The following is a 25,386-nucleotide window of genomic DNA, read 5'->3' as shown; positions in this document are numbered from 1 at the left end:
TCATGACCCTACCTGAACTGTGCATCCGGCGACCGGTGATGACCACCCTGCTGATGGTGGCACTACTGATCTTCGGCATCATCGGCTACCGTTCGCTCCCGGTTTCCGAACTGCCGGCCGTCGATTTCCCGACCATCTCGGTCAGCGCCAGCCTGCCCGGCGCCTCGCCGGAGACCATGGCCGCCGCCGTCGCGACGCCGCTCGAAGGCCAGTTCTCGACCATCGCCGGGCTGGACTCGATGACATCGACCAGCGCCCAGGGATCGACCACCATTACCCTGCAGTTCGCCCTCGACCGCAACATCGACGCGGCGGCTCAAGACGTACAGTCGGCCATTTCGGCGGCCCAGCGCAAGCTGCCGCCCAACATGCCGACGCCCCCCTCCTTCCGCAAGGTCAACCCGGCCGACTCGCCGATCTTCTACATCGCCATGTCGTCGCCGACCCTGCCCCTGTCGCTGGTCCACGAATACGCCGAAACCCAGCTGGCCCAGCGGCTATCCACCATCCCCGGCGTCGCCCAGGTGCTGATCTACGGCTCGCAGAAGTACGCCGTGCGTGTCCAGGCCAACCCGGACCAGCTCGCCGCCCGCGGCATCGGCATTGACGAGCTGCAGCAGGCCATCGCCCAGGGCAACGTCAACCAGCCCGTCGGCCAGCTCGACGGCAGCCGCCAGACCTTCGCCCTCAAGGACAACGGCCAGCTGAACGATGCCGCTGCCTACCGGCCGCTCATCGTCACCTGGCGCAATGGCGCCCCGGTACGCCTGGAGGACGTGGCCACCCCCATCGACAGCGTCGAAAACATCCGCATCGCCAGCTGGAACGTCGACAAGCGCGCCATCGTGCTGGCCATCCAGCGCCAGCCCGGCGCCAACACCATCGAGACGGTCGACGCCATCAAGCGCGTCCTGCCATCCTTCCAATCCAAGCTGCCGGCCGCGGTGAACATGAATATCCTGTTCGACCGCAGCCATTCGATCCGCCACGCCATCGACGACGTGCAATTCACGCTGATCCTGTCGGCGGTGCTGGTCATCCTGGTCATCCTGCTTTTCCTGCGCAATCTCTCGGCCACCGTCATCCCCAGCCTGGCGCTACCGATCTCGGTCGTCGGCACCTTTGCCGCCATGTCGGTGCTCGGCTACAGCCTGGACAACCTGTCGCTGCTCGCCCTGACGCTGTCGGTCGGCTTCGTCGTCGACGACGCCATCGTCATGCTGGAGAACATCGTCCGCCACGTCGAGGCCGGCGAACCGCCGTTCCAGGCGGCGATCAAGGGAGCCAAGGAGATCGGCTTCACCATCATCTCAATGACCATCTCGCTGATTGCCGTGTTCATTCCGGTGCTCTTCATGCAGGGCATCGTCGGCCGGCTGCTCCACGAATTCGCGGTCACCATCTGCGTTGCCATCCTGGTGTCCGGCTTCGTCTCGCTGACCCTGACACCCATGCTGTGCAGCCGCTATGTGCGCCACGCCGAGCCGGATTCGCATGGCCGAGTCTTCCAGCTCTTCGAGCGCTTCTTCGAAAGCCTCCATGCCGGCTACGAGAAGACGTTGCGCCTGGCAATGAGCCACCCGCGAACCATCCTGGCCAGCTTTGTCGCCACGCTGCTGCTTACCGGCTACCTGTTCACGCACGTGCCCAAGGATTTCATCCCGAGCGGCGACTCCGGCCAGATCATCGCCTTCACCGAAGGGGCGCAGGATGCCTCCTTTACCGCGATGGTCGCCCACCAGCGTGCGGTAGCGGACATCGTCGCCCAGGAACCGGACATCGCCTCCTTCATGTCGTCCGTCGGCGCCGGCGGCATCCGCCCGACAGCCAATACCGGCACGGTGTTCATGATCCTCAAGCCGGCCAGCGAGCGGAAATCGATGCCGGACCAGATCATCCAGCGCCTGCGCCCCAAACTGGCGGCGGTTCCCGGCATCAAGGTGTACATGCAGAACCCGCCGGTGATCCGTATCGGCGGCCAGATCACCGCAGCGCAATACCAATACACGCTGCAGGACACCGACCTGGACGAGCTGTACGAATGGACCGGCACGCTGACCCAGAAGATCCGCCAGTTGCCCGGCTTCGTCGACGTCACCAACAACCTGAGCAACCTCAGCCCGGTGGTCGGTATCGACATCGACCGCGACAAGCTGTCCTCGCTCGGACTCACCTTCGGACAGGTCGAGGATGCCCTGCAGAGCGCCTTCAGCGCCCGCCAGGTATCCACCATCTACGGCTCCACGGCGCAATACCAGGTCATTCTTGAGGTTGCACCGGAATACCAGGCCGACCCGCAGGTCCTGTCGCGCATCTACGTGCGCGGCAACGGCAAGCTGATTCCGCTCGATACCGTCGCCCGCTTCACGCGCAAGACACAGGCGCTGACCGTCAATCACCAAGGGCAGCTGCCATCCGTCACCATCTCCTTCAACCTGTTGCCCGGCGTCTCGCTGGGCGATGCCGTCGATCGCATCAAGGCGCTCGAGCAGGAAATCCGCGTCCCGGTCTCGCTGGCCACCAGCCTGCAGGGCACCGCCCAGGCCTTCCAGTCTTCGCTGCAGGGGCTCGGCATCCTCCTGCTCGTCGCCGTGCTGGTCGTCTACCTGGTGCTCGGCGTGCTGTACGAAAGCTTCATTCATCCGCTGACCATCCTCTCCGGTCTGCCCTCCGCCGGTCTTGGTGCGCTGATCACCCTGCTCATCTTCAAGGTCGACCTCAGTCTCTACGCTTTCGTCGGCGTCATCATGCTGATCGGCATCGTCAAGAAAAACGCCATCATGATGATCGACTTCGCCCTGGAAAAGCAGCGCAAGGAGGGCGCCCAGCCCCATGACGCCATCTTCCAGGCCAGCCTGGTCCGCTTCCGACCGATCATGATGACCACCATGGCCGCCCTGGTCGGCACCCTGCCCATCGCCCTGGGCATCGGCGCCGGTGCGGAAGTGCGGCAACCGCTCGGTCTGGCCGTGGTCGGTGGCTTGATGCTGTCGCAGCTCCTGACGCTCTACCTGACGCCGGTCGTCTATATCTACCTCGATCGATTCACCGACAAATCCGGCCAGGTGCCGGAAATCGAGACGGCGGAAAATCCGGTCAACTGAATTGTCTTGTACGGCGTTTAAGCTATAACAAGACCATGTACCGGATAGCCCTGCCTCTTCTTGCCGGCCTGCTGCTCACCCAGCCGGCCGGTGCCGAAATCTACAAATGCCGCCTGCCGAACGGCAAGACGGAGATTTCAAACTCGCCCTGCCCGGGCGGCAGCGGTACGCTGGCCGTACGCCCCGACGAGGCCGTGTCCGAGACGAGCCGCCAGCAGGCCGAGCGCGACGTCGAACGCATGCGCAATTACGTGGAGAAGCGCGAAAGCACCCAGCGGGCCGACATCGCCGCCGAGCGACAGCTTCAAAGCCAGAAACAGGCGGCCACGGCGAATCCGCCGCGCAGCTACGGCGACCCCGATGCCTGCCTGCGCGACGTCGCACAGCGCGCCCTCGAAGCAACCCAGCGAGCACAACTGGAAGCCGAGTGCCGCAACCTGATTCGCCCGCCCGAACCAGCACAGACCGTTCATGTACCGGTCTATGTGGCTCCTCCGGTCTATCCCCACCACCCTCACTATCCGCACCCCCAGCCTCAACCAAGGCCGCCAAAACCCGAACCGCCGGCAACCACGCCGCCAGGCGGCCAGGGCATGGTTATCTGCGCCCCGGGCAAACCGTGCATGCGCTGACCCTCCGGGGCACCGCCTGAGCGGACCTGGCAAAAGCGCCCCTAGAAGCATTCATCCTCAGGACGAACTCCGCGATATCGATCCGAAATGCAGGCATTTTTGAGATCATGCCTTCCGGCGCGCAATGATTCGATCATAAAATGCTGCCTGTTCAATCAGCCATCGGGCGACCGAACTTCACGGGGAAACAGGGTGGGAATACTTGATCAGATCCGGGCCTTGCTCGGGCAAGGCGAAGCAAAGGAAGCGACGCTTCCGAACGTCACCGAGAGCGTCGTCGAGCGGCGCAAGCGAACCCGTATCAATGCGCGAGAAGGCACCCGGGTACTCATCGTCGACGACTCCAGGACCATCGTGACGGCGCTGAAGAAGTTCCTGCGCTCGGCCGGCTACGAAACACTGGAAGCAGAGGATGCCGAATCCGGACTGGAACAACTGCGTGAACACAAGCCGGATCTGATCTTTCTCGATATCGTGCTGCCTGGCATGAACGGTTTTGCCGCGCTGCGCGCCATTCGCCGCGACCCGATGACTCGCGACATCCCCGTCATCATGATGAGCGGCAACGAGCAGGCCATGGAGCAATTTTTCGGCACCCGTATCGGAGCCGACGATTTCATGAAAAAACCGTTCTCGCGATACGAAATCTTCTTCCGGATCGAGCGCCTGCTTGACGAGAACCTGATCCCTCGTCGCGCCACGGCAGCAGGCGAGCAGCGCGCCGCCGAAGTCGCCGGAACACACTAAGCGCCGGGGTCGCCGGCGCCGCCGAAGCCGGCAAGACCTCAGGCAGCCGTCTCGTGCTGGCTGCCGTCCTTGCTCTGGCTGCCCAGCGTCAGTTCGGTATTCTCGCTGAGCGCGAAGAAAAAGGCTTCGACCGCCTTGGGGTCGCCGGAAGCGGCAAACGTGGTGTGGCCGCACTCGCATTGACCGACCCAGATCGCATCGAGGCCGCGCAGACCGCGCGTACTCACCGGATTGATCTGCGTCACGTCGGCGCTGCAGTGATTGCAAACCAGCTTTTCCGGACGAGTCGCCTCGACCTTGGCCTGCGCCTGCTCAACCCGCTGCGCCAGGGTGCCCCGCTGTTTGGCTTGTCCCATAGTCATCTCCCCAATCGGTCAAAGGCGAGCAGGATACAGGAGTTTCCGCCTGTCGGAACGCCTCCGCTCACGCCGGCATTTCGGCGAAGCGGTGGCAGCGCTTGCCATCCGCCTTGGCCTGGTACATGGCCAGATCGGCGCTGCGAATAATGCCGTCCGGCGTATTCGCCAGCCCCGTGTACGGAAAAAGACAGATGCCGATGCTGGCGCTCAGTAGGTGGCGACCGTGAAGCTCCGGAATCGGTTGTTCGATCACCGCGATCAACTTTTCCGCCAGATGCGCGGCCCCGTCGCAGGAGCCGATATCCTGCACCAGCACGAAAAATTCGTCACCGCCAATGCGTGAAATGGTGTCCGTCTCGCGCATCACCGATTCGAGCCGGCGGGCAACGCAGCGCAGAACCAGGTCGCCATGGTCGTGGCCAAGGCAGTCGTTGATGTTCTTGAAGCCGTCCAGATCGATGAAAAACCCGGCATGACGCGCCTGATCGCGCCGCGCCAGGGCGAGCGCCTGATTGATGCGGTCGTCGAGCAGATCGCGATTGGGCAGCCCGGTCAGGCGATCATGCAGCGAACGGTTCAAGTGCAATTGACGTTCATCATCGAGTTGCACTTCGCGCAAGAAGAGCTGTCGGCGGTAAAACTCGGCAAGATAGCCTGCCGCGCCACCGATCAGGTTGGCCGAGACCAGGAAGAAATTCTGGCTGAGCAGCACCGCTTCGGGAAACTGACGAACGACGCCAAACAGCACGTTATAGAGAAGCAGCACCGCAACATTGATCAGCAAGGCATGGATGAAGCGGGTGCCCAGCAGATTGTAGGTATAAAACGTTGCCAGCATCATGCCCGGAAAACAGTAAGCGGCACTCTCGAGCGGCAGGCCCCACAGCATGGCAATCAACCCCAGCGCCGCCGACAGGCCGACCAGCCCGAGCGGTAGCTGATTATGCCTTTCGAACCATGGCAGGAAGGTGAGGATCAGCACGCTCACCGGCACGATCAAGGCCAGCACGCGAACCAGCCATACCTCGCCAAGCAGATCGGCCGGAACGAACAGGTGATCCACCGCACCGTAGAGAAAATAAACGACAGCCCCCAGAATGATCGCTGCCCTGCCCTGCAGGCGCAGTCGCGGCAAAATATGGCGAACGAATGCCACTTCCGTTGCGGAATCGCGAAATCCGAGCGTCAGCAGATGCATCTTTGTCATTATCGACGCGCCTAGATCAATCTCTTGTCGGGTGTTCCCGTCTTGTCGGCGACGAGATACGAGGCTCAGAATAGCACTTTGAATGACGGAAAAAGCGCGGATTTCCCCAATATCGCCAGCTCCAGCGATGTGGCAATATACCGGAATGCATGCCTTGCCCCATCTTGCCGTGGTCGATTGGCTGGCGTTGATCGCCTTCTTCTCCTGCTGGGCGGGCTACGCCTGGTTTTCCGAACATAGCCGCCGGGGCGCCCACGGACTGATCGGCACCACCCAGCAGTACCGCCTGCTCTGGGCCTACCGCATGCTGGAACGCGATATACGGGTAATGGACTCGACGCTGATCGGCAATCTGGTCAATTCGGTCTCGTTCTACGCCAACACCACCATCTACATCATCGCCGGCCTTGTCGCGGCACTGGGCGCCGCGGACAAGCTGCTCAGCGTCACCGCCGACCTGCCCTTCGGCGGCGCCGGCAATCAGGAGTTGCTCGAGGTCAAGCTGATGCTGCTGCTCGCCAGCTTCGTCTTTGCCTATTTCAAGTTCACCTGGTCCCTGCGCCAGTTCAACCTGCTTTCCATCCTCGTCGGCGCCGCACCGGCGGGCAAGACGGGCGAAGCGGGTATCGATGCCTATGCGCGACGGCTGGCGGGAACCAACAACCTCGCGGGCGACGACTTCAACCGGGGCATCCGCGCCTACTACTTCGGCCTGGCCGCCTCCGGCTGGCTGCTCAGCCCGATCGTCCTCACCGCGCTCGCGCTGGCCGTGCTCGTCGTGCTGTATCGGCGCGACTATCAATCATCCACGCTGGCCGTGCTCGGCGCCCCGGACTGAACCCGTGCGTACATCCTTCTCGGCGGCCGGCATCGGCTACGGCCTGCTGGCCTATGGCATCTGGGGGTTTTTTCCGCTCTATTTCCGACAGCTGTCGCACGTTCCACCGATGGATGTGCTGTCGCATCGCGCCGTCTGGGCCTGCGTTTTCGTCGGCCTGCTGCTGACGCTGCGCGGCCGCTGGGCCAATGTTGCCGCCATCGTCAGGGCGCCACGACAACTGGGCATGCTGGCTCTTGCCGCCCTTCTGGTCGGCAGCAACTGGCTCGTTTTCCTGTGGGCAGTAGCCAACCAGCAGGTCGTCGCTTCCAGTCTCGGCTACTTTCTGACGCCGCTGGTGAATATCCTCCTCGGCCTGCTGGTACTCAAGGAAAAGCTCAATCGCCTTGAATGGGTATCGGTTGCACTGGCAATCGCCGCCATCGGTAACGAAGTAGCCACGCTGGGCAGCCTGCCCTGGGTATCGCTCTTTCTTGCCGGCACCTTCGGCACGTACGGTCTGGTACGCAAGCAGGTACCGGTCGATGCGCTGTCCGGCCTGTGGCTGGAAACGCTGTGGATGCTGCCGGTGTGCGCTCTCTACGCCCTGTGGATGGCACAAACCGGCCACACCGTCTTTGCCGTCCCTTCCGCATCGACGGCAGGCTGGCTGATCGGCGCCGGCATCATGACGGCCTTGCCCTTGATGGCCTTCGCCGCCGCCACGCAACGCCTCGACCTGGCGACCGTCGGCATGCTGATGTACATCAACCCGACCATGCAGTTCCTGACGGCCATCTACCTGTTCGATGAACCGCTGCAAACGGCCCGCCTGATCAGCTTCAGCCTGATCTGGATCAGCCTGCTCGTCTTCAGCTGGAGCACTTGGCGGAAATACCGGACAACCGCCTGATGTCGCGCGCCCTCCTCTACACCATCGTTTTCATTGAAGGGTTTTGCTCGCTCGGCGCCGAAGTCATTGCGCTACGCCGCCTGGTACCGCATGTCGGCAGTTCCATCGTTGTCACCGCGCCGACCATCGGCTTCTTCCTGCTCGCCCTGGCACTCGGCTATGCATCCGGCGCCAGGGTAGCCGCCGACTACCGCCGGATCGTCGCCCGCAATTTTCTGATTTCGGCCATGCTGGCCGGGCTGGGACTGGCCGGCACCAGCGTTGACGGCATGTTTGCCCACCTGCAGCCGACCTGGTTCGCCTACCTGTGCTTCATCGCCGCCATCCTCTGCCCTCTGGCCTGGCTTCTTGGCCAGACCGTGCCCATTCTGACCAACCTGATGCAGACCCAGCGCAGCGGCGAGGCCAGCGGCATGGCGCTCTACTGGTCGACGCTGGGATCGTTCCTCGGCTCGCTATCGCTGTCCCTGCTGGTCATGCAGTGGCTGGGGGTGTCGGCGGCGATTCTTGCCTGCAGCGGCGGGCTGCTCATCGGCGTCCTGCTGCTCGCCGGCCGGCAACCCGGAATGGCAGCGCTCTCTCTGGCCACCCTCATTGCCGCCGGCGTACTGAATACCCGGCAAACGCTCACGGCCGATACCGCCTACGCGGAATATGAGGTCAGCAGCGTGGTGCTCGAAGGCCAGCAGAACCCACGCGCCTTCATGGTCAACAAATCCCTCGCCTCGTTGATCGACGATAGCGAACCGCCCCACTACACGCGCTATATCCGGCATCTGCGCAAAATCCTGCTCGACGACCTCGGTTATCGCGAGCGGGATATCCTGGTTCTGGGGGCCGGCGGCTTCACCCTGTCGCACCGGGAGCCGCTCAATCGCTACACCTATGTCGATATCGATCCGAAAATCCGCGACATCGCCGAACGGCATTTCCTGCGGGATGCCGTGCGTGGCGAGTTTATCGCCGACGATGCCCGGCGCTTCGTTGCCACGACGGAGCGCCGTTTCGATGCGCTGGTTGTCGACGTCTATAGCTCACACACCGCGATACCCAGCCACCTGGTGACCCTTGAGTTCTGGGCCGGCACCCGCAAGGTGCTGAAACCCGATGGCGTTCTCCTAGCCAACCTGATCCTCGACGGCAAGCTGGAAACACCGTATGCCCGCAATCTGCTGAACACGATAGAGCGCGTATTCGGGCGCTGCGCCGTGGACGTGCTGCAAAAGGGCAAGCCGCTGGCCAACGTGGAAGTCGCCTGTTTTGCCAGCAGTCGTCCCGGCAGCGGACTGGTCTACAGCGACGAGACGAACCGTGCCGACGTGGACCGCGCCCGCTCTCGCTAGGCAGCGCTAGGCCGCAGCTGTCTGACGGCGCCTGAAACCGAGCAGTTCGTTGGCAGCCAGCGCCGAGAGAACCAGCAGGCCACCCGTCACAACCTGCGGCGACGGTGTTTCACCGCCCCACAGCCAGGCCCAGGTAACGCCGAAAACGACCTCCAGAAGCCCCAACAGGGCGATCTCGGCAGCCGGCAGTTCGCGGCTCAAGCGCACGACCAGCAGGCATGGCAGCGCCAGTTGCACCACACCAAGCAGGGCCAGCAAACCAACGTCATGCAGGGAAGCCGTCACCGGCCAGGCCAACGGCAGGCTCGCCAGCGCCGACAGGCATGCGCCGATCAGCACCGCCGGCATCATGTCGACACGCCGGCGCTTCCCCGCCCCCTGCAGCACCGTCCAGTTGGCAGCCCCCGCCAGCGCCACGCAGCCGGCAACCAGCACGCCGGCCAGCGAAAACCCCGTTCCGGCCTCGCCCGCAAACATCCACGCCACCCCGCAACCGGCCACGACGATCGCCAGCCACGTTGCGCCGGGAAGGGCATAGCCCAGGAAAACCCGGGAGAACAAGGCCGTCACAAGCGGCCCCAAAGCCATCATGACCAGCACGTTAGCGACGCTGGTCAGGGTCAGCGCCAGCATGAAGGCGGTAAACATCACGGCCCAGCAAATGCCGGACATCCACAACCAGCGATCGCCTTGCCGCAAGCTATCCCAGAGGCCGCGCCCCTTGGCGACAAGCAAGCCGAGCAACAGGCTGAAAGCCGTGAAGAAACTGCGCCAGAAGGTGACCTCGAAGCCGCGAGCCGCTTCGAGATGGCGTGTGACGACGCCGGCAATACTCCAGAGGAGCGTCACCAGCACCATCAACAACATGGCCCGACGATGGGTCATCGCTCAGGAAAGACGGCGTCTGGCCTCGAACAGGCAAACACCCGCCGCAACCGAGACATTGAGGCTCTCGACACTGCCATGCATGGGAATCTTGACCAGCTGATCGCAATTTTCGCGAGTCAGGCGGCGCATGCCTTCACCCTCGGCCCCCATCACCCAGGCAGTCGCCTTGGGCCATTCGGCCGCATAAAGATCGCTTTGCGCCTCGCCGGCCGTTCCGATGACCCAGATGTCGCGTTCCTGCAATTCCCTCAGCGTGCGCGCCAGATTGGTGACCATCACGTAAGGTACCGTTTCGGCGGCTCCGCAGGCCGTCTTGGCCGCCACATCGGTCAAGCCGACCGCACGGTCCTTGGGCGCGATGACGGCATGGGCACCGGCGGCATCGGCCACGCGCAGGCAGGCACCGAGGTTGCGCGGATCGGTGATGCCATCGAGAACGAGCAGGAAGGCCGGTTCTTCCAGGGTATCGAGCACATCGTCGAGATGGGCAGCTTTCCGTCCCCCTTCGATACGGGCCACCACCCCCTGGTGCCTGCCGTCAGCCACCATGCCGTCGAGCCGCTTGCTGTCGGTGGCGATGATGCGAATACCCTGCAACTCGGCGTGCTGAAGCAGATCGCGGGCGCGCGCATCCTGGCGCGTCGCATCGACCATGATTTCCTTGATCGAGCCTGGATCATGGCGAAGTTTGGAAATAACGGCGTGAAAGCCATAGATTAGGCGGGAGGTCATGGCTGCTTTCAAAATTCGGGATGGCGGATTCTACCGCGCCCGGGACACGCTCCGAAAATCTCGAGCCGCCAACAGTCAGCGGTCGGGCGCCTCGAACTGCGGTTCGTAGCGGGTGACCCAGCGCAACAGCAACATGTCGTGCAGGGCGATGTGATTGGTTACCCAACGTGCCAGCAAGGTATCGAGCTCGCGAATCCTGCTCACCACGTGCCGGGTATCGAGTTCCGAAACGATCTGTTGCACCTTGGCGGCGATTTCCGCATGGTCCTCGATATGTGCCTCGCAAACCGCCCGATCGATCACCAGCAGCATGGAATTCCGGATGATCTCCTCTTCGTTCCTGAAATGATCCAGAATAAAGGCGAACACATCCCCCAGCAGGGCAACCAGATTGTTTTCGCAACGTGCCTGTTGCTGGTGACCGCAGGAACTACAATCCTTGAAATCCGTCACACTCTTGCAGACACGTTGCAGATTCGCGATGGCATCGATCAGAAAGCGGTGCTCCCTGTCGATCAACCGGTGACCGGTGACCAACTGGGGGGGCAAAACGCCCGCCTTTCGCCAGTAAGCAATGACGTCGGGAAGCTCATCAACGGTCACCCCTTCCAGGAATGGGACTGGAGCCGTTCGTTGCTTCGTCATTGCAAACCCTCTCAGTTCAAACATTACATTTTATGCATAATTACGGTGTCGAAATGTAAAAAAATGTCAATTGGAGGTTCCATTGAACGATGACCTCCTGACGCAGCGCGCAGCTTCAAGCGGAAGCTCAGGTTTTGGGCGATATTGCCGATAATGATCCATCGGCACGGACAGGAGATCAGGTGCTTACAGAAAACCAGAAACGCTGGGGTGTGGATCAGTGGGCTGCCTATTTGAGCAACCGCGAATTGCCATGCATGCCGCGCTCCAAAGTACGCCTGCTCGAACTGGAGGCTGCGCAGGGCGAAAAACTGGCAGCACGCGACCTGGCCGACATTGCCGCCGCCGATCCCTTCCTTTGCCTGAAACTCTTGCGCGAAGCCGAAGCCCATCGCGTGCAACGCCTCGGGCACGACACCACGACGCCACTCGCCGCCGTCATGCAACTGGGAACTGACACTTTCCACAAACTGTTGCTGAATTGTCCGGAAACCGACGAATCGGCATCCGGACTGGCCGAATGTGAAGCGCGCTCTCACATCGCCAGTCTTCTCGCCCTGCGCTGGGGAACGGCGCGGGCCGACATCTCGCCCGACGAAATTGCGATGGCTGCGCTGTTGTCGGAAATTGGCGAACTGCTGCTCTGGTCCTTTGCGCCCGATGTTCCGAAGAACGCCTTGGTCGCGCTTCATTCAGGGCAATCGCCACGCTCCGTTCAGGCCCAGGTCGACACCTGCGGCTTCCGTTTCAAAGACCTAACCCTGAAATGCGCCACGATCTGGCATCTTCCACCCCTGCTGACCCAGTTGATTCGCGGTATCGACAACACACGATCCAATCTGTCGCGACTGTGCGTCGACACCGCCCGGCACATTCTGACCGAAGGCAGCAGCAGTCCGGCCCTTCCCTCGGATATTGCCGAAGCCAAACACATCATCCCCGGCGCCACGCTCGAATGGCTGGCAGAACAGCTGCCAGGCATCGACGAAGCACAAATATCCCCCATCGTCGCCAAGGCAGCGGATCTGCTTGACCCGACCCACCATTGACGACGATCGGGCGTTCAACGTCGCTTCGTCGGCGTCTTAGCGGGAGCCTTGCGGGATGCCGGCTTGGCTTTCGGGGTCGGCGCTTTCTTTGATCCGGCCTTGGGAGTCCCCTTGGCAACCGCCTTGCGGGGCTTCGCCTTGGTTGATGCCGGTTTATCCTCCACCCTGCGCAGCGTCGCCGTTGCCTTTGTTGCAGCCGTTTTGCTTGCCTGCTTCTTCAATAGCGGCCCGCGCGTCTCCTGAGCCAGGACGAAATCGATCCGGTTCGATTCCAGATCGGCCCTGACCAGTTTCACCCGCACCCTGTCGCCCAGGCGGAAGCGCTGACCTGTCCGCTCACCCAGCATCTGGTGCTTGATGTTGTCGAACTGGAAGTAATCCGAGCCCAATTCAGAGACGTGCACCAGACCTTCGATGTAGATGGCGTCGAGCGCAACGAAGATACCGAAGGCCGTCACGGCCGAAATCGTCCCTTCGAACTCCTCGCCAATGCGCTCCTTCATGAAGAAGCACTTCAGCCAGTTCTCGACATCGCGCGTCGCCTCATCGGCCCGACGTTCAGTAGCCGAGCACTGCAGGCCGATATCGTCCCATTCACGCTCAGGAACGTATTGCTCACCCGCCAGCACGGCCTTGATCGCGCGGTGAACCAGCAGGTCCGGGTAACGCCGGATGGGCGAGGTGAAATGGGTGTAATGCTCATAGGCCAGACCAAAGTGGCCGACGTTGTCCGGGCTGTACATCGCCTGCTTCAGCGAGCGCAACATCACCGTCTGCAACAGCTGAAAGTCGGGCCTCTGCTTGACCTTCTCGAGCAGGATGCCGTAATCCTTGGCGCGCGGATCATCGCCGCCCCCCAGCGCCAGTCCGAATTCGCCAAGGAAGGTACGCAGGTTCTGCAACTTGTCTTCGGACGGACCTTCGTGGATGCGATACAGGCAGGTCTGCTTGTGCTTTTCGAGGAAAGCCGAGGCACAGACGTTGGCAGCCAGCATGCATTCCTCGATGATGCGGTGCGCGTCGTTGCGTACGACCGGCACGATGTTCTCGATCTTGCCTTGCTCGTTGAACAGCATCATCGTCTCGGTCGTCTCGAAATCGATGGCGCCACGTTCGGCCCGCGCCTTGTGCAGGGCGCCGAACAACTTGTAGAGATTCTGCACATGCGGCAGAACAGCCTGATGGGCTTCGGTTTCGGGCTTTTTCTCGCCCGACAGCCACGACCACACCAGGTTGTAGGTCAGCCGGGCATGCGAACGGAAGACAGCCGGGTAGAAGCGGTACTTGCCGATCTTGCCCGCCGCGCTGATGTCCATGTCGCACACCATCGCCATTCGCTCGACATCCGGGTTCAGCGAACAGATGCCGTTCGACAGCTTTTCCGGCAGCATGGGAATGACCCGGCGCGGGAAATAAACCGAATTGCCGCGTTCCAGCGCCTCCTTGTCGAGCGCCATGCCTGGTTTGACGTAATGCGACACGTCGGCGATAGCCACCACCAGCCGCCAGCCGCGGCCCTTCTTCTCGCAGAACACTGCATCGTCGAAGTCGCGCGCCGTCTCGCCGTCGATGGTGACCAGCGGCAGCTCGCGCAAATCCTCGCGGCCTTTCAGATCCGTCTTGCGCACCTTGTCCGGCAGTTTCTTGTTCTCATCCAGCGCCGCCTTCGAAAACTCGAATGGCAGGTCATGCTTGCGCAGCGCGATTTCGATTTCCATGCCCGGATCGGCGTAATTGCCCAGCACCTCGATGATTCGGCCGATAGGCTGCGAAAACTTGCTCGGCTGCTCGATGATCTCGACCATCACCACCTGCCCGGACTGCGGCTTGTCCTTGGCCTTCTTCTCCGGCGGCACCAGGATGTCCTGCGAAATGCGCTTGTTTTCCGGCACCACGACCACCACGCCGTGTTCGACAAAGACCCGGCCAACCACTCGCGTGTTCACCCGCTCGGTCACTTCGACGATGCTGCCTTCGGGGCGTCCCTTGCGGTCAATGCCGACAACGCGAATCAGCGCCCGATCACCATGCAGTACCTTGCCCATCTGGTGCTGGTCGAGAAAGATATCGGCGCTGCCATCATCAGGAATCAGGAAACCGAAACCATCCGGATGGCCCTGAATCTTGCCCGGCGTCAGGCTGGCCCGCTCGGGCAGGATATAGGCGCCCTTGCGGTTGCGCATCAGCTGACCTTCACGCTCCATGGCCCCCAGACGGCGCTGGAACATTTCACGCTCGCTGCCCGCGATATCGAGCAATTCGGTCAGCTCGATGAAACCGAGCGGTCGCCCTTCGTCCGCCAGAATTTGCGAAACATATTCGCGCGATGGCAGGGGGAAATCATAGCGAGCGGATTCGCGCTCGAAAAACGGATCGGCCCGACGGACCTTGGACAGCTTCTTTCTTGACATTAACGGTATTTCCTCTAAAATGCGCGCTCTTCGCATCTGTGCCCAGGTGGCGGAATTGGTAGACGCACTAGTTTCAGGTACTAGCGGGTAACTCCGTGGGGGTTCGAGTCCCTTCCTGGGCACCAGCGATTTTGATTGAAGGCTTCGAGTGATCGAAGTCTTTTTTCTTTTCGGCTTCCGCCGAACGACTGAGCGAATTGTCTCACAGGGCCTACAAAACCCCGAATGCAATCTCGGCACGAAAAATGTTTACAGCGGGCAAAAATCATGTAAAATGCGCGCTCTTCGCACCTGTGCCCAGGTGGCGGAATTGGTAGACGCACTAGTTTCAGGTACTAGCGGGTAACTCCGTGGGGGTTCGAGTCCCTTCCTGGGCACCAGCGATTTTGATTGAAGGCTTCGAGCAATCGAAGCCTTTTTTCATTTCTGCGCTGATCTTCTCGCACCCGACGGCGGCTGTAACATTTGCTCACAGAAGCGTACACAGCACTGGTAATCGCCCGCTGTCCCGAGGCGTTATTTGGCTTGTCCCAACGACAATCACGAGCCAAATCATGAAGAAGACCGCCACCCTCTGCCTAGCTGCCGCCCTTGCCATGACCCTCAACACGTCGGCACAGGCCGACTGGGGGCGCCACCATGGCGATTTTCGCCCCCCCATGCCGATGTATGAGCGTCACGAGCACCGTGGCGGCGGTTGGGTCGGCCCCGCAGCCGTGCTCGCCATCGCCGGCATGGCGATCGGTGCCGCAGCGTACAGCAACGCCTACGCCCGGCCGGCCCCGGTCTACGCGGCGCCGGTTTACGCCCCCCCTGCCCCTGTTTATGCCGCACCGCCTGCGCGCAGCAGCGTCTGGTACTACTGCGCCTCGTCCGACCAGTACTACCCCTACACCAATGCCTGCCCGGAAGGCTGGCAGGCCGTACCGGCCCGCTGAAAAAACAAAACGGGCCCACCGGGCCCGTTGTTCATTGCATCCGGAGGATACTGATTATTTGAACGGATGCTGCTTGAGGATGGTCTCGTCGCGCTCCGGACCGGTCGACACGATGGCGATCGGCACTTCGCACAGCTCTTCCAGCCGGTTCAAATAGGCCTGAGCATTGACCGGCAGGTCTTCCCAGCGCTTGACGCGGAAGGTGGTTCCTTCCCAGCCCGGCATCGTTTCATAGATGGGTACGCAACGCGCCACATCATCGGCACCGATCGGCAACAGATCGACCACCTTGTCGCCCAGTTGATAACCGGTGCAGATCTTGATTTCCTTCAAACCATCGAGCACATCCAGCTTGGTGATGCACAGCCCGGTCAATCCGTTGATGCGGGCCGAACGGCGCAGCAGGGCCGCATCGAACCAGCCGCAACGACGCTTGCGCCCGGTCACCGTACCGAACTCCTTGCCGACGCTGAACATCTGGTGGCCCGGCGTGCCTTCGGTATCGATATCCAGTTCGCTCGGGAACGGACCGCCACCGACACGGGTACAGTAGGCCTTGGTGATCCCCAGCACGTAATGCAGCATGCCCGGACCAATGCCGGCACCAGCCGCCGCCTGGCCGGCCACGCAGTTGGAGGACGTAACGAACGGATACGTGCCATGGTCGATATCGAGCAGGGTACCCTGGGCGCCTTCGAACAGCATGTTCTGACCAGCCTTGTTGGCGTCATACAGCGCAGCAGAGACGTCGACCACCAACGGCTTGATGTATTCGGCATCGGCCATCGCCTGGTCATAGACCATCTGGAAATCAACCGGATCGGCCTTGAAATACTGGGTCAGGACGAAGTTGTGATACTCAAGGACTTCCTTGAGCTTTTCGGCAAAACGCTCGGGATGGAACAGGTCGTACACGCGCAGGCCGCGACGCGACACCTTGTCCTCGTAGGTCGGACCAATGCCTTTGCCGGTCGTACCAATCTTTTTGTCGGCGCACTTGGCGCCCTCGCGGGCCTTATCGATCGCCGAATGGTACGGCAGGATGATCGGACATCCCGGGCTGATCTTCAGCCGCGAACGAACGTCGATACCGCCCTTTTCCAGCTCGGCAATTTCGGAAATCAGGTGATGGATATCGAGCACGACGCCGTTGCCGATATAACAATCGACGCCATCGCGCACGATGCCGGACGGTACCAGATTTAGCTTGTAGACGTTCTCGCCGACAACCAGGGTGTGGCCGGCATTGTGACCGCCTTGGAAACGAACGACGCCACTGGCGTGATCGGTCAGCCAGTCGACGATCTTGCCTTTACCCTCATCGCCCCACTGGGTACCTACCACGATGACATTCTTGGCCATTTTTTTAGTCCTCTTGTATTGCTTCAATAATCCAGTGTTCGCCGACCAGCACCAATTTGCGGTCGCAGAACGGCCCTTCGCAGGCGGTTTCGCCAGGCAGCAACTCGACGACGATCTCGCCCTGATCGCGCAGCGCGGCGATATGGGCCGCCAGCCGTCCATCCTTGCCGACATGCGGCGCCAGGATGGCGCCAATGTTCTTGCCGGCCGGTACCAGGCGCGCAACTTCGCGCAGATCCATCGAGAAACCCGTGGCAGGACGAGCCCGCCCGAATGCCTTGCCTGCCTCGTCGTAACGACCACCGGACGCGATCGCCGTCGGATAACCGGAGCAGTAAGCAGCAAATATCACCCCATTGTGGTAGTGATAGCTGCGCAGATCCGACAGATCAAATGAAAGCGGCAGTGTCGGCGCCTGCGCCGCAATGTGGCGCAAGCTCTCCAATGCCGCACGAATAGCCGGCAGATCCGGCAGGGTCCGGGCTGCCTCATCAAGCACCTCCACACCGCCATAGAGATACGGCAAACGCTGCAGCGCCTCGCGATAGGGCGAGGCAACGTCGGCACAGGCATCGGCCAGTCCCGGCGCATCCTTGGCCTGCAACAGGCTAAGCAGGTTTTCTTCGGCCTCCTGTGGCAGGCCAGCCGCTGCGGCCAGCGCACGGAAGATGCCAACATGCCCCAGGTCAATGCGATTGAGCGGCAAGCTGATCTTGTCGAAGGCCCCGGCCATCAGGCGAACCACCTCCAGATCAGCAGCGATGCCAGCGTAACCGTAAAGTTCGGCACCAATCTGCAAGGGTTCGCGACCGGCTGAAATGGTTGCCGGCAGGGTATGCAGCACACTGCCGCAGTAACACAGGCGGGTGACCCCCTGATGGTTGAGCAGATGCGCATCAATGCGTGCTGCCTGTGGCGTGATGTCGGCGCGCACACCCAGTGTCCTGCCGGACAACTGGTCAACCAGCTTGAAGGTACGCAGTTTCAAATCCTGCCCGGCCCCGGTCAGCAGCGACTCAAGGTATTCCAGCATGGGCGGCATGACCAGTTCGAAACCGCGGCTGCGGAAATGATCAAGCACCGTGCGGCGCAAACGCTCGATGCGTGCCGCCTCAGCGGGCAGCGCATCGGCGAGGTATTCAGGTAACAGCCAGTTCATGAGAAAAGCATCAGGAGGATCAGGCCGATCAGCATCGACGTCAGGCCGACGAAGCGAATCTGCCCATCCGAAAATTGAATGAGACGGCGAAAGGTTTCACGCCATGCCGCCGGCGCAATGAAAGGCATGGCGCCTTCGAGCACCAGCATCAGCGCGAAGGCGAGAAGCAGCGTCGAGGTCATTTGGCCTTGTCGTTTCCACGCCCGGTACTCTTCATGTACTTGAAGAATTCAGAATTTGGCTCAATGACCAGCACGTCATTCTTGTTCTTGAAGCTGCCGCGATACGCTTCAAGGCTGCGGTAGAAGGCATAGAACTCGGGATTCTGGCCGAAAGCCTGGGCATAGGTATTGGTCGCCTTGGCATCGCCCTCACCCTTGATCTTCTGGGCATCACGGTAGGCTTCGGCGATGATGATTTCGCGCTGACGATCGGCATCGGCACGAATCTTCTCGGCCTCGGCAGAACCTTCGGAGCGCAACTCGTTGGCGACGCGCTTGCGTTCGGCCTCCATGCGGCGATAGACCGCTTCGCTGACTTCTGTCGGCAACTCGACGCGCTTCAGGCGGACATCGACAATCTGAACACCAATCTTGCGGGCATCCGCATCGGCCTTCTCGCGCATGGCATCCATGATCTTCTCGCGCTCGCCGGAAACGACATCATGCACCGTGCGCTTGCCGAACTCCTCCCGCAAGCCGGCATTGACGGTCTGGTTCAGACGAATCTTGGCCCGCGACTCATCGCCTCCCACCGAAACGTAATACAGCTTGGGATCGACGATGCGCCACTTGATGTAGGAGTCGACCAGGACGTTCTTCTTCTCTGACGTGATGAAACGTTCCGGCTCGGCGTTATCCAGCGTAATGATGCGCTTTTCGAAGTAGCGCACATTCTGGACCATCGGCACCTTGAAATAAAGTCCCGGCTCGGAAATAGCCCGCTTCACTTCGCCAAGCTGGAAAACCACTGCGTACTGACGCTGGTCGACCGTAAACATCGACATGGCCAGCACCACCAAAACGGTCGCGACCAGCGCGCCCAACAAATTCATGCGCGAGCTCATCAACGACCCTCCCGATCACGCGAACGCAACGAACCGTCGCGCGAAGTAGACGAATACGAACCGCCCCCGACCTTGGGTGCACTTTCCATCTGCGGTGGCGCATCGGATGACAAAGGTGCCGATGGACGAGCAGTTGATGGGGCCACCGAGGCTTCCGGCGCCACCTGGGCGGCCGACGCCGCTGCGGTAGCCTGCATCAGCTTGTCGAGCGGCAGATAGAGCAGATTGCCCTGCCCCTTGGCGTCGACCAGCACCTTGCTGGTATTGGCGAAAATCTGCTGCATGGTATCCAGATACATGCGCTGGCGGGTCACTTCCGGTGCCTTGGCGTATTCAGCGACCACCTGCTTGAAACGGGAAGCATCGCCCTCGGCAGTCGAAATCACGCGCTGCTTGTAGCCATCGGCTTCCTGCAGCAGGCGAGCGGCCGTACCCTTGGCCTTGGGAATCACGTCGTTGGCGTAGGCCTGGCCTTCGTTCTTCTGGCGCTCGCGATCCTGGCCGGCCTTTACGGCGTCGTCAAACGCCGCCTGTACCTGCTCGGGCGGCTGGGCGTTCTGCATCGTGACCTTGGAAATCAGGATGCCGCTCTTGTAACGATCCAGGATGTCCTGCATCAGCTTGGCAGCCTGGGTCGCGATCTGCTCACGGCCTTCATACAGCACGTAGTCCATCTTGCTCTTGCCGACGATCTCGCGAACGGCGGTTTCGGCCGCGCCCATCACCGCTTCATCGGTCGAACGGTTGTTGAACAGGTAATCGACCGGATCCTTGAGAATGTACTGGACAGCAAACTGGATGTTCACGATGTTCTCGTCATCGGTGAGCATCAGCGCTTCCTTGAGCACCTTGTTGCGCTCGCTGCCGCGGTAGCCGATTTCAATGGTCCGCACACCGGTCAGGTTGACCAGTTCGTGCGACTGGATCGGATAGGGCAAACGCCAGCGCAAACCGGGCTCGGTCGCCTCCTTGAAGCTGCCGAACTGGAGAACCAGGCCACGTTGCGAGGCGTCGACAATATAAAACCCGGAAGCCAGCCAGACAATTGCTGCCAGACCGATCAACAAGCCGATACCGCCCCCCAGGAAGCGCGGATTGAAATCGATTTGCGGCATCCGCGGGCCGTCGCCACCGCCATTTCCGCCTCCACCTCCGCGCTTGTTGCCGAACATGCCGTTCAGCTTGCGGTTGAAGTCACGCCAGAGATCTTCCAGATCGGGCGGGCCGTCATTGGGGCGACGTGGACCATTGCCACCGGATTTGTCACCGTCATCGCCACCACGATTGCCCCACTGCGGGTCATTGAGCGACATGAAAATACCAAGGGTCGGAATCATGAATAGTCGGGTTCAGTTAATGTATTCGTTGTGAGCTTCGCGTTCTGCTTCAGCCAATGCCTTCTGTCGGGCCTCGGCTTTGGCACGCGCATATTCGGCCAACGACTCGCGCAGCAGATCGAGTCCCTCACCGGAGCGCGCACTGACACGAACGCGCGCGATATTACCATACTCGTCCCGATCGACTCCCGGCGAGGCGTCAGTCAGATCGATCTTGTTCCAGGCGACAATCTGCCGAACACGCTCGGCACCGATCTCGGACAGCACCTTGTTCACTTCGTTCATCTGTTCATCCCGTGCGTGGCTGGCACTATCGACGACGTGCAATAAGACATCGGCATCAGCCGCCGCCTCCAGCGTCGCATGAAATGCATCGACCAGCGAGTGCGGCAGATCCCGGATAAAACCGACAGTGTCGGAAATGACGATATTCCCGGCACCGGCAATCCAAAGCTTTCTCGACGTGGTGTCGAGGGTTGCGAACAACTGGTCAGCCGCATATACCCCGGCATGGGTCAATGCGTTGAACAAGGTGGATTTTCCGGCATTGGTGTAACCAACGAGCGATACGCTGAGCACATCGCCGCGCATTCGGGCCTTGCGCTGAACCCCTCGCTGACGCGTCAGCTTGGCCAGCCTGTCCTTCAGCAACTTGACGCGATTACCTAAAAGGCGGCGGTCGGTTTCCAATTGCTTTTCACCGGGACCACGCATGCCGATACCGCCACGCTGCCGCTCGAGGTGTGTCCAGCCACGAACCAGGCGGGTAGACAGGTGCTCAAGCTGAGCCAGTTCGACCTGCAATTTGCCTTCGGCGCTGGATGCGCGCAAGGCAAAGATATCGAGAATCAGACTGGTGCGATCGATGACGCGGCATTTCAATGCCCGCTCAAGATTGCGTTGCTGCGCCGGTGACAAATCGTGATTGAAAATCACCAGATCGGCATCACCGGCGGCCAGCATGGCAGCGATTTCATCGACCTTTCCTTTGCCGGCGTAGGTTTTGGGATCGGGACTCTGACGCCGTCCGCGAACCTCGGCTGCCACGATACCGCCAGCCGACTCGGCCAGCAGGCGAACTTCTTCCAGTTGATCCTCGAGATCGGGCTGACCGAAGTCGAGTTGAACGATCACCGCACGTTCACCGGCGGCGGGTCGTTCAATCATGGGCGTTTCCGGGAGAGAGAAGCGCAACCCCGCCAGAACGGCGGGGTGCTGAACAGGGGCAGATTATTCGGCCGCCTGTTCCTGCTGGAGGTTGACCGGACGGGCCGGCACCACCGTGGAAATGGCGTGCTTGTACACCATTTGAGTAACCGTGTTCTTGAGCAGAACGACGTATTGGTCGAAAGACTCGACCTGGCCCTGCAGCTTGATGCCGTTCACCAGATAAATAGAGACTGGGACATGCTCGCGACGAAGCGCGTTGAGGAAGGGGTCTTGTAACAGTTGCCCTTTGTTGCTCATGGTGTGGACTCCATGGTGGTAGTTGTTATGAGGGTCCTAATGTACCCAAATTTGGGGGGTGATGCCAAAAAATTTGCAGATTATTTCTTGTCTTTGTCGGCAAACGGGTTCTTTGCCGCCACAAACTGGATGCGCAAGGGTGTCCCCTGCAACTTGAACGCTTCGCGGAACGTATGCTCGAGATACCGGCGATAGCTGTCGGTAATGTGATCGACCGCATTGCCGTGCACAACGATGATCGGCGGATTGGAACCCCCCTGGTGGGCGTAGCGCGGCTTCGGGCGGAACATATTGTGCTTGGCCGGCGCCTGCTTGGCCACCGCGTCGATCAGCACACGCGTCAGGCGCGGCGTGGACATCTTAGCCATGGCAGCCGAATAAGCCGCATCGACCGACTTGAAGAGATTTCCCAGACCGATGTTCTCGCGCGCCGAGATGAAATGGAACTTGGCGAAATCGAGGAATTTCAGCTTGCGCTGCAGGATCTGGCGGGTCTGCTCGCGGGTATAGGCATCCAGGCCATCCCATTTGTTAACTGCGACGACCAGTGCCCGCCCGGACTGCACGATGAAATCGGCAATATGGGCATCCTGATCGGAAACGTCGGCTTGGGCGTCCATCATCAGGATCACGACATTGGCATCCTCGATGGACTTCAAGGTCTTGACCACCGAGAACTTCTCGATTGCCTCGAAAACCTTACCCCGTTTGCGCATACCGGCCGTGTCGACGAGCACGTATTTATGACCGCCACGCTCAAAATCGATCTCGATCGAATCGCGGGTCGTCCCCGGCGCATCAAAAGCAATGACACGCTCTTCACCGAGCAAGGTATTGATCAGCGTGGACTTGCCGACGTTGGGGCGGCCGACAATGGCGACCCGGACCGCATCGGAATGCCACTCATCGTCCTCCGGCTCGGGGAAGCTCTCCAGCGCCATTTCGACCAAGCCACGAACACCTTCGCCATGCGAGGCAGAAATAGCGTTCGGCTCCCCCAGACCCAGTTCATGGAAGTCGGCTTCGACCATCCCGGCATTCATGCCTTCGGATTTGTTGACCGCGACGAAAACCGGCCGGTCGATGCGACGCAGTTTATTGGCGATTTCCTTGTCGTGCGGCGTCAGGCCGGTGCGACCGTCGACGACGAAGATGATTGCATCGGCTTCGGCGATGGCCTGCTCGGTCTGGCGCGCCATCTCGTGCAAGATGCCGTCCTTAACCAAGGGTTCGAAACCGCCGGTATCGACCACCAGATAAGGCTTCTTGCCCAGCTTGCCGTGACCGTAATGACGATCGCGGGTCAAGCCCGGCAGGTCGGCGACGATTGCGTCGCGCGACTTGGTCAGGCGATTGAAGAGTGTGGACTTGCCGACATTGGGACGGCCAACCAGGACGAGCGTAGGTTTCATTGCACCTCGAATGCGCGGACTTCCCCGCCGACTGTCTGAACCAGCACGGCAGGGCCCAACGCTTGCAACAGCGCGCGAACCGGCGTGCCATCGGTTGCCTGGCGAGCCGCGAAGCTTCCATCTTCACGCGACAGGAAATGAATGATGCCTTCACCGTCAGCCACGGTCACGAGGCCGCGGCGAATGACCGGCGCGGACAGGCGACGGTTCTTCAGCTTGTCCTGCTTCCACAGGCTGCTTCCGGACAGGCGATCCAGACCGTAGACGATTCCCTTGTCGTCGGTTATGAACAGATAGCGCCCATCCATGACAAGGCCGCTGACCGACGAGATATCGCGCGACCAAACCATGGCGCCCCCCTGCCCCATGTCGAAACAGGCAACCCGCCCCTGGAAGGCCACCGCGCAGACCTGACGGCCATCGACCACCGGCGTGGCGACCACATCGGCGACCCGATCCAGTTCCGTTGCCCCCTTGGGCGACGCGACGGCACCCTCCCAGACCGGCGCACCGTTCTGCAAGGCCAGCGCGACCAACTTGCCGCCGGGGTAGCCGACGAACAGGTAGCGGTCTGCAAAAACCGGCGACCCGGCACTACGCACGGAGAGCGGCGGAGTCGCCCGCTGGTAGGCCCACTTGCGACCGCCATCGAGCGCATCGAACAGGAACACCTGATTATCGCCGCTCTTCACAGCGACGCCCTCGTCACCCACCACCGGCGCCGCAAGAATCTCACTCGATGCCCTGGCTTTCCAGACGGCCTTGCCGTCATCGGCGGAAAACGCCAGGACTTCACCCTTCGGGGTTCCAACCACGACCAACTTGCCATTGGCACCTACGCCTGCTGACAAGGCCTGCCCTGCTTCAACCTTCCAGACGACTTTTCCATCTTCGATCCGGCTGATCGTTCCCTTGGCGCTGGCGGCATACACCACGCCATCCACGACGGCCGGCGTAAAGACATAGTCCCCGGCCTTGCCGACGTTGACTGACCAGGCTGTGCGGATATCGGCCGTCGCCTTGATGGGCGACAACGGCGGCATTTTCGGCGCCGAACTGGAAAACGGGTTGATCGCATCCAGACCGGAAGAAATGGTTGTACAGCCACCCAACAGCAGGCCGGCAGTGGCGAGCAGAAGAATCAGGTGGCGTGACATCAGGCGGCCTCGCCCAGAGCGTCGAGTTTTTGCTGCAGCAGTTCGCGGCCGGAAGACTGCTTGTCGGCCATTTTCTCCAGGGCCGACTTGTAGGCAGCACGCGCCTCAGCCTTCTTTCCCTGAGCCGTAAGCACATCCCCCTTGAGCTCCAGGAAGCGCGTATCGAACGCCGCAGCATGACTGGACTCCAACTGCTTCAAGGCTTCGTCGTAGGCCTGCTCGTCGAGTTGCACGGCAGCCAGACGCAAGCGGGCCAGATCGCGGATTTCGTTCTTGCCGTTTTCGGCCACCCAGACCAGCTGGGTCTTGGCCGTCTTCAGGTCACCCGCATCGAATGATTGCTTGGCGGCGACCATGGCGCCCAGCGCCGCATAAGTGGTACGGCCGAACTTTTCGGCCAGTTCGCCGGCAGCGGCCTTGACCTTCTGGGCATCGCCGACGCCGGCCGCCTGCTCGAGCACGCCGTAGATCGCTGCCGCCTGGGCCGACTGCCCACCCTGATACCAGTTCCAGCCCTGCCAGCCGACGACGGCCAGCGAAGCAGCCATGACCACCCCGGTGATAAGGTTGCCATACATCTTCCACCAGGTTTTCAGGGTATCGATCTGTTCCTGTTCTTCGAGGTCGTAATGCGCCATGCT

Annotated in this window: 24 protein-coding genes and 2 tRNA genes; 10 read left to right on the top strand and 16 right to left on the bottom strand. The window is 61.2% G+C overall.

Features of this window, described 5'->3' with window-relative positions:
* Window positions 1-2 precede the first annotated feature (2 nt).
* The 3 genes from F1002_RS04180 to F1002_RS04170 all read left to right on the top strand — a co-directional run bounded on the left by F1002_RS04180 (window position 3) and on the right by F1002_RS04170 (window position 4,483).
* Window positions 3-3,104: an efflux RND transporter permease subunit gene (locus tag F1002_RS04180; protein ID WP_150427748.1), complete on the top strand. Its 3,102-nt coding sequence runs from the start codon at window positions 3-5 to the stop codon at window positions 3,102-3,104.
* A gap of 35 nt (window positions 3,105-3,139) precedes the next feature.
* A complete protein-coding gene (locus F1002_RS04175; RefSeq protein WP_150427747.1) occupies window positions 3,140-3,736 on the top strand; it encodes a DUF4124 domain-containing protein in 597 nt (198 codons plus the stop codon).
* 192 nt (window positions 3,737-3,928) lie between these two features.
* The gene (locus F1002_RS04170) at window positions 3,929-4,483 is read left to right on the top strand and encodes a PleD family two-component system response regulator (protein ID WP_223879449.1); all 555 of its coding nucleotides are present in this window, start codon (window positions 3,929-3,931) and stop codon (window positions 4,481-4,483) included.
* 38 nt (window positions 4,484-4,521) lie between these two features.
* On the opposite strand, the gene F1002_RS04165 is transcribed toward F1002_RS04170, so the two are convergent.
* Window positions 4,522-4,839: a hypothetical protein gene (locus F1002_RS04165; protein WP_150427746.1), complete on the bottom strand. Its 318-nt coding sequence runs from the start codon at window positions 4,837-4,839 to the stop codon at window positions 4,522-4,524.
* 67 nt (window positions 4,840-4,906) lie between these two features.
* The gene (locus F1002_RS04160) at window positions 4,907-6,049 is read right to left on the bottom strand and encodes a GGDEF domain-containing protein (protein ID WP_150427745.1); all 1,143 of its coding nucleotides are present in this window, start codon (window positions 6,047-6,049) and stop codon (window positions 4,907-4,909) included.
* A gap of 145 nt (window positions 6,050-6,194) precedes the next feature.
* Here F1002_RS04160 and F1002_RS04155 point away from each other — a divergent pair, with 145 nt between their 5' ends.
* From F1002_RS04155 to F1002_RS04145, 3 genes are read left to right on the top strand one after another with little or no spacing between them, the layout of a single operon-like run.
* Window positions 6,195-6,887: a DUF599 domain-containing protein gene (locus F1002_RS04155; RefSeq protein ID WP_223879448.1), complete on the top strand. Its 693-nt coding sequence runs from the start codon at window positions 6,195-6,197 to the stop codon at window positions 6,885-6,887.
* Between the two features lie 4 nt (window positions 6,888-6,891).
* Window positions 6,892-7,779 carry an EamA family transporter RarD gene (gene rarD / locus F1002_RS04150; RefSeq protein WP_150427743.1) on the top strand — a complete coding sequence of 296 codons (888 nt, stop codon included), beginning with the start codon at window positions 6,892-6,894 and terminating at the stop codon, window positions 7,777-7,779.
* Window positions 7,779-9,122, top strand: coding sequence for a fused MFS/spermidine synthase (locus F1002_RS04145; RefSeq protein WP_150427742.1), 1,344 nt, complete (start codon window positions 7,779-7,781; stop codon window positions 9,120-9,122). The genes rarD and F1002_RS04145 overlap by 1 nt, the downstream gene beginning before the upstream one ends.
* 6 nt (window positions 9,123-9,128) lie before the next feature.
* On the opposite strand, the gene F1002_RS04140 is transcribed toward F1002_RS04145, so the two are convergent.
* From F1002_RS04140 to F1002_RS04130, 3 genes are all read right to left on the bottom strand, one after another.
* Entirely contained in the window at window positions 9,129-10,007 is an 879-nt protein-coding gene (locus F1002_RS04140) for a DMT family transporter (RefSeq protein WP_150427741.1), read from the bottom strand.
* Between the two features lie 3 nt (window positions 10,008-10,010).
* Window positions 10,011-10,742: a 23S rRNA (guanosine(2251)-2'-O)-methyltransferase RlmB gene (rlmB, locus tag F1002_RS04135; protein WP_150427740.1), complete on the bottom strand. Its 732-nt coding sequence runs from the start codon at window positions 10,740-10,742 to the stop codon at window positions 10,011-10,013.
* A gap of 75 nt (window positions 10,743-10,817) precedes the next feature.
* Window positions 10,818-11,387, bottom strand: coding sequence for a bacteriohemerythrin (locus F1002_RS04130; protein WP_191090297.1), 570 nt, complete (start codon window positions 11,385-11,387; stop codon window positions 10,818-10,820).
* 182 nt (window positions 11,388-11,569) lie between these two features.
* On the opposite strand from F1002_RS04130, the gene F1002_RS04125 reads away from it, so the two are divergent.
* A complete protein-coding gene (locus tag F1002_RS04125) occupies window positions 11,570-12,436 on the top strand; it encodes an HDOD domain-containing protein (protein ID WP_150427738.1) in 867 nt (288 codons plus the stop codon).
* 14 nt (window positions 12,437-12,450) lie between these two features.
* Here the strand turns inward: F1002_RS04125 and rnr are convergent, their stop codons facing one another.
* Complete coding sequence (rnr, locus tag F1002_RS04120) at window positions 12,451-14,847, bottom strand: ribonuclease R (RefSeq protein ID WP_150427737.1); 2,397 nt, start codon at window positions 14,845-14,847, stop codon at window positions 12,451-12,453.
* Between the two features lie 40 nt (window positions 14,848-14,887).
* Here rnr and F1002_RS04115 point away from each other — a divergent pair.
* The 3 genes from F1002_RS04115 (at window position 14,888) to F1002_RS04105 (ending at window position 15,785) form a co-directional block, all read left to right on the top strand.
* Window positions 14,888-14,972, top strand: a tRNA-Leu gene (locus F1002_RS04115).
* A gap of 170 nt (window positions 14,973-15,142) precedes the next feature.
* A tRNA-Leu gene (locus F1002_RS04110) sits at window positions 15,143-15,227 on the top strand.
* 174 nt (window positions 15,228-15,401) lie between these two features.
* Window positions 15,402-15,785: a hypothetical protein gene (locus F1002_RS04105; protein ID WP_150427736.1), complete on the top strand. Its 384-nt coding sequence runs from the start codon at window positions 15,402-15,404 to the stop codon at window positions 15,783-15,785.
* A 54-nt stretch (window positions 15,786-15,839) separates the two neighbouring features.
* On the opposite strand, the gene F1002_RS04100 is transcribed toward F1002_RS04105, so the two are convergent.
* The 10 genes from F1002_RS04100 to F1002_RS04055 form a co-directional block, all read right to left on the bottom strand.
* Window positions 15,840-17,147 (bottom strand): adenylosuccinate synthase, encoded by a 1,308-nt coding sequence (locus F1002_RS04100; protein ID WP_150427735.1) that lies wholly within the window; start codon window positions 17,145-17,147, stop codon window positions 15,840-15,842.
* Window positions 17,148-17,151: 4 nt separating this feature from the next.
* On the bottom strand, window positions 17,152-18,306 hold the full coding sequence (locus F1002_RS04095; protein ID WP_150427734.1) for an ATP phosphoribosyltransferase regulatory subunit: 1,155 nt from the start codon (window positions 18,304-18,306) through the stop codon (window positions 17,152-17,154).
* Complete coding sequence (locus F1002_RS04090; protein WP_150427733.1) at window positions 18,303-18,488, bottom strand: DUF2065 domain-containing protein; 186 nt, start codon at window positions 18,486-18,488, stop codon at window positions 18,303-18,305. The genes F1002_RS04095 and F1002_RS04090 overlap by 4 nt, the downstream gene beginning before the upstream one ends.
* Window positions 18,485-19,360 (bottom strand): protease modulator HflC, encoded by an 876-nt coding sequence (gene hflC, locus F1002_RS04085; RefSeq protein ID WP_370452097.1) that lies wholly within the window; start codon window positions 19,358-19,360, stop codon window positions 18,485-18,487. Before hflC ends, F1002_RS04090 begins: the two co-directional genes overlap by 4 nt.
* 11 nt (window positions 19,361-19,371) lie before the next feature.
* Window positions 19,372-20,685 carry an FtsH protease activity modulator HflK gene (gene hflK, locus F1002_RS04080; protein WP_150427949.1) on the bottom strand — a complete coding sequence of 438 codons (1,314 nt, stop codon included), beginning with the start codon at window positions 20,683-20,685 and terminating at the stop codon, window positions 19,372-19,374.
* 36 nt (window positions 20,686-20,721) lie between these two features.
* Window positions 20,722-21,876, bottom strand: coding sequence for a GTPase HflX (gene hflX / locus F1002_RS04075; RefSeq protein WP_150427731.1), 1,155 nt, complete (start codon window positions 21,874-21,876; stop codon window positions 20,722-20,724).
* Between the two features lie 63 nt (window positions 21,877-21,939).
* Entirely contained in the window at window positions 21,940-22,176 is a 237-nt protein-coding gene (gene hfq, locus F1002_RS04070) for an RNA chaperone Hfq (protein ID WP_011288708.1), read from the bottom strand.
* A gap of 80 nt (window positions 22,177-22,256) precedes the next feature.
* Window positions 22,257-23,588 (bottom strand): ribosome biogenesis GTPase Der, encoded by a 1,332-nt coding sequence (der, locus tag F1002_RS04065; RefSeq protein WP_150427730.1) that lies wholly within the window; start codon window positions 23,586-23,588, stop codon window positions 22,257-22,259.
* On the bottom strand, window positions 23,585-24,745 hold the full coding sequence (gene bamB, locus F1002_RS04060) for an outer membrane protein assembly factor BamB (RefSeq protein WP_150427729.1): 1,161 nt from the start codon (window positions 24,743-24,745) through the stop codon (window positions 23,585-23,587). Before bamB ends, der begins: the two co-directional genes overlap by 4 nt.
* Complete coding sequence (locus F1002_RS04055) at window positions 24,745-25,383, bottom strand: tetratricopeptide repeat protein (protein ID WP_150427728.1); 639 nt, start codon at window positions 25,381-25,383, stop codon at window positions 24,745-24,747. Before F1002_RS04055 ends, bamB begins: the two co-directional genes overlap by 1 nt.
* Between the last annotated feature and the right edge of the window lie 3 nt (window positions 25,384-25,386).

Origin of the sequence: Dechloromonas sp. CZR5, assembly GCF_008711155.1 — a bacterium.
Taxonomy (GTDB): Bacteria; Pseudomonadota; Gammaproteobacteria; order Burkholderiales; family Rhodocyclaceae; genus Azonexus.
Note: the sequence above shows the minus strand (reverse complement) of the source record. Positions and strands in the feature narration are given on the sequence as shown.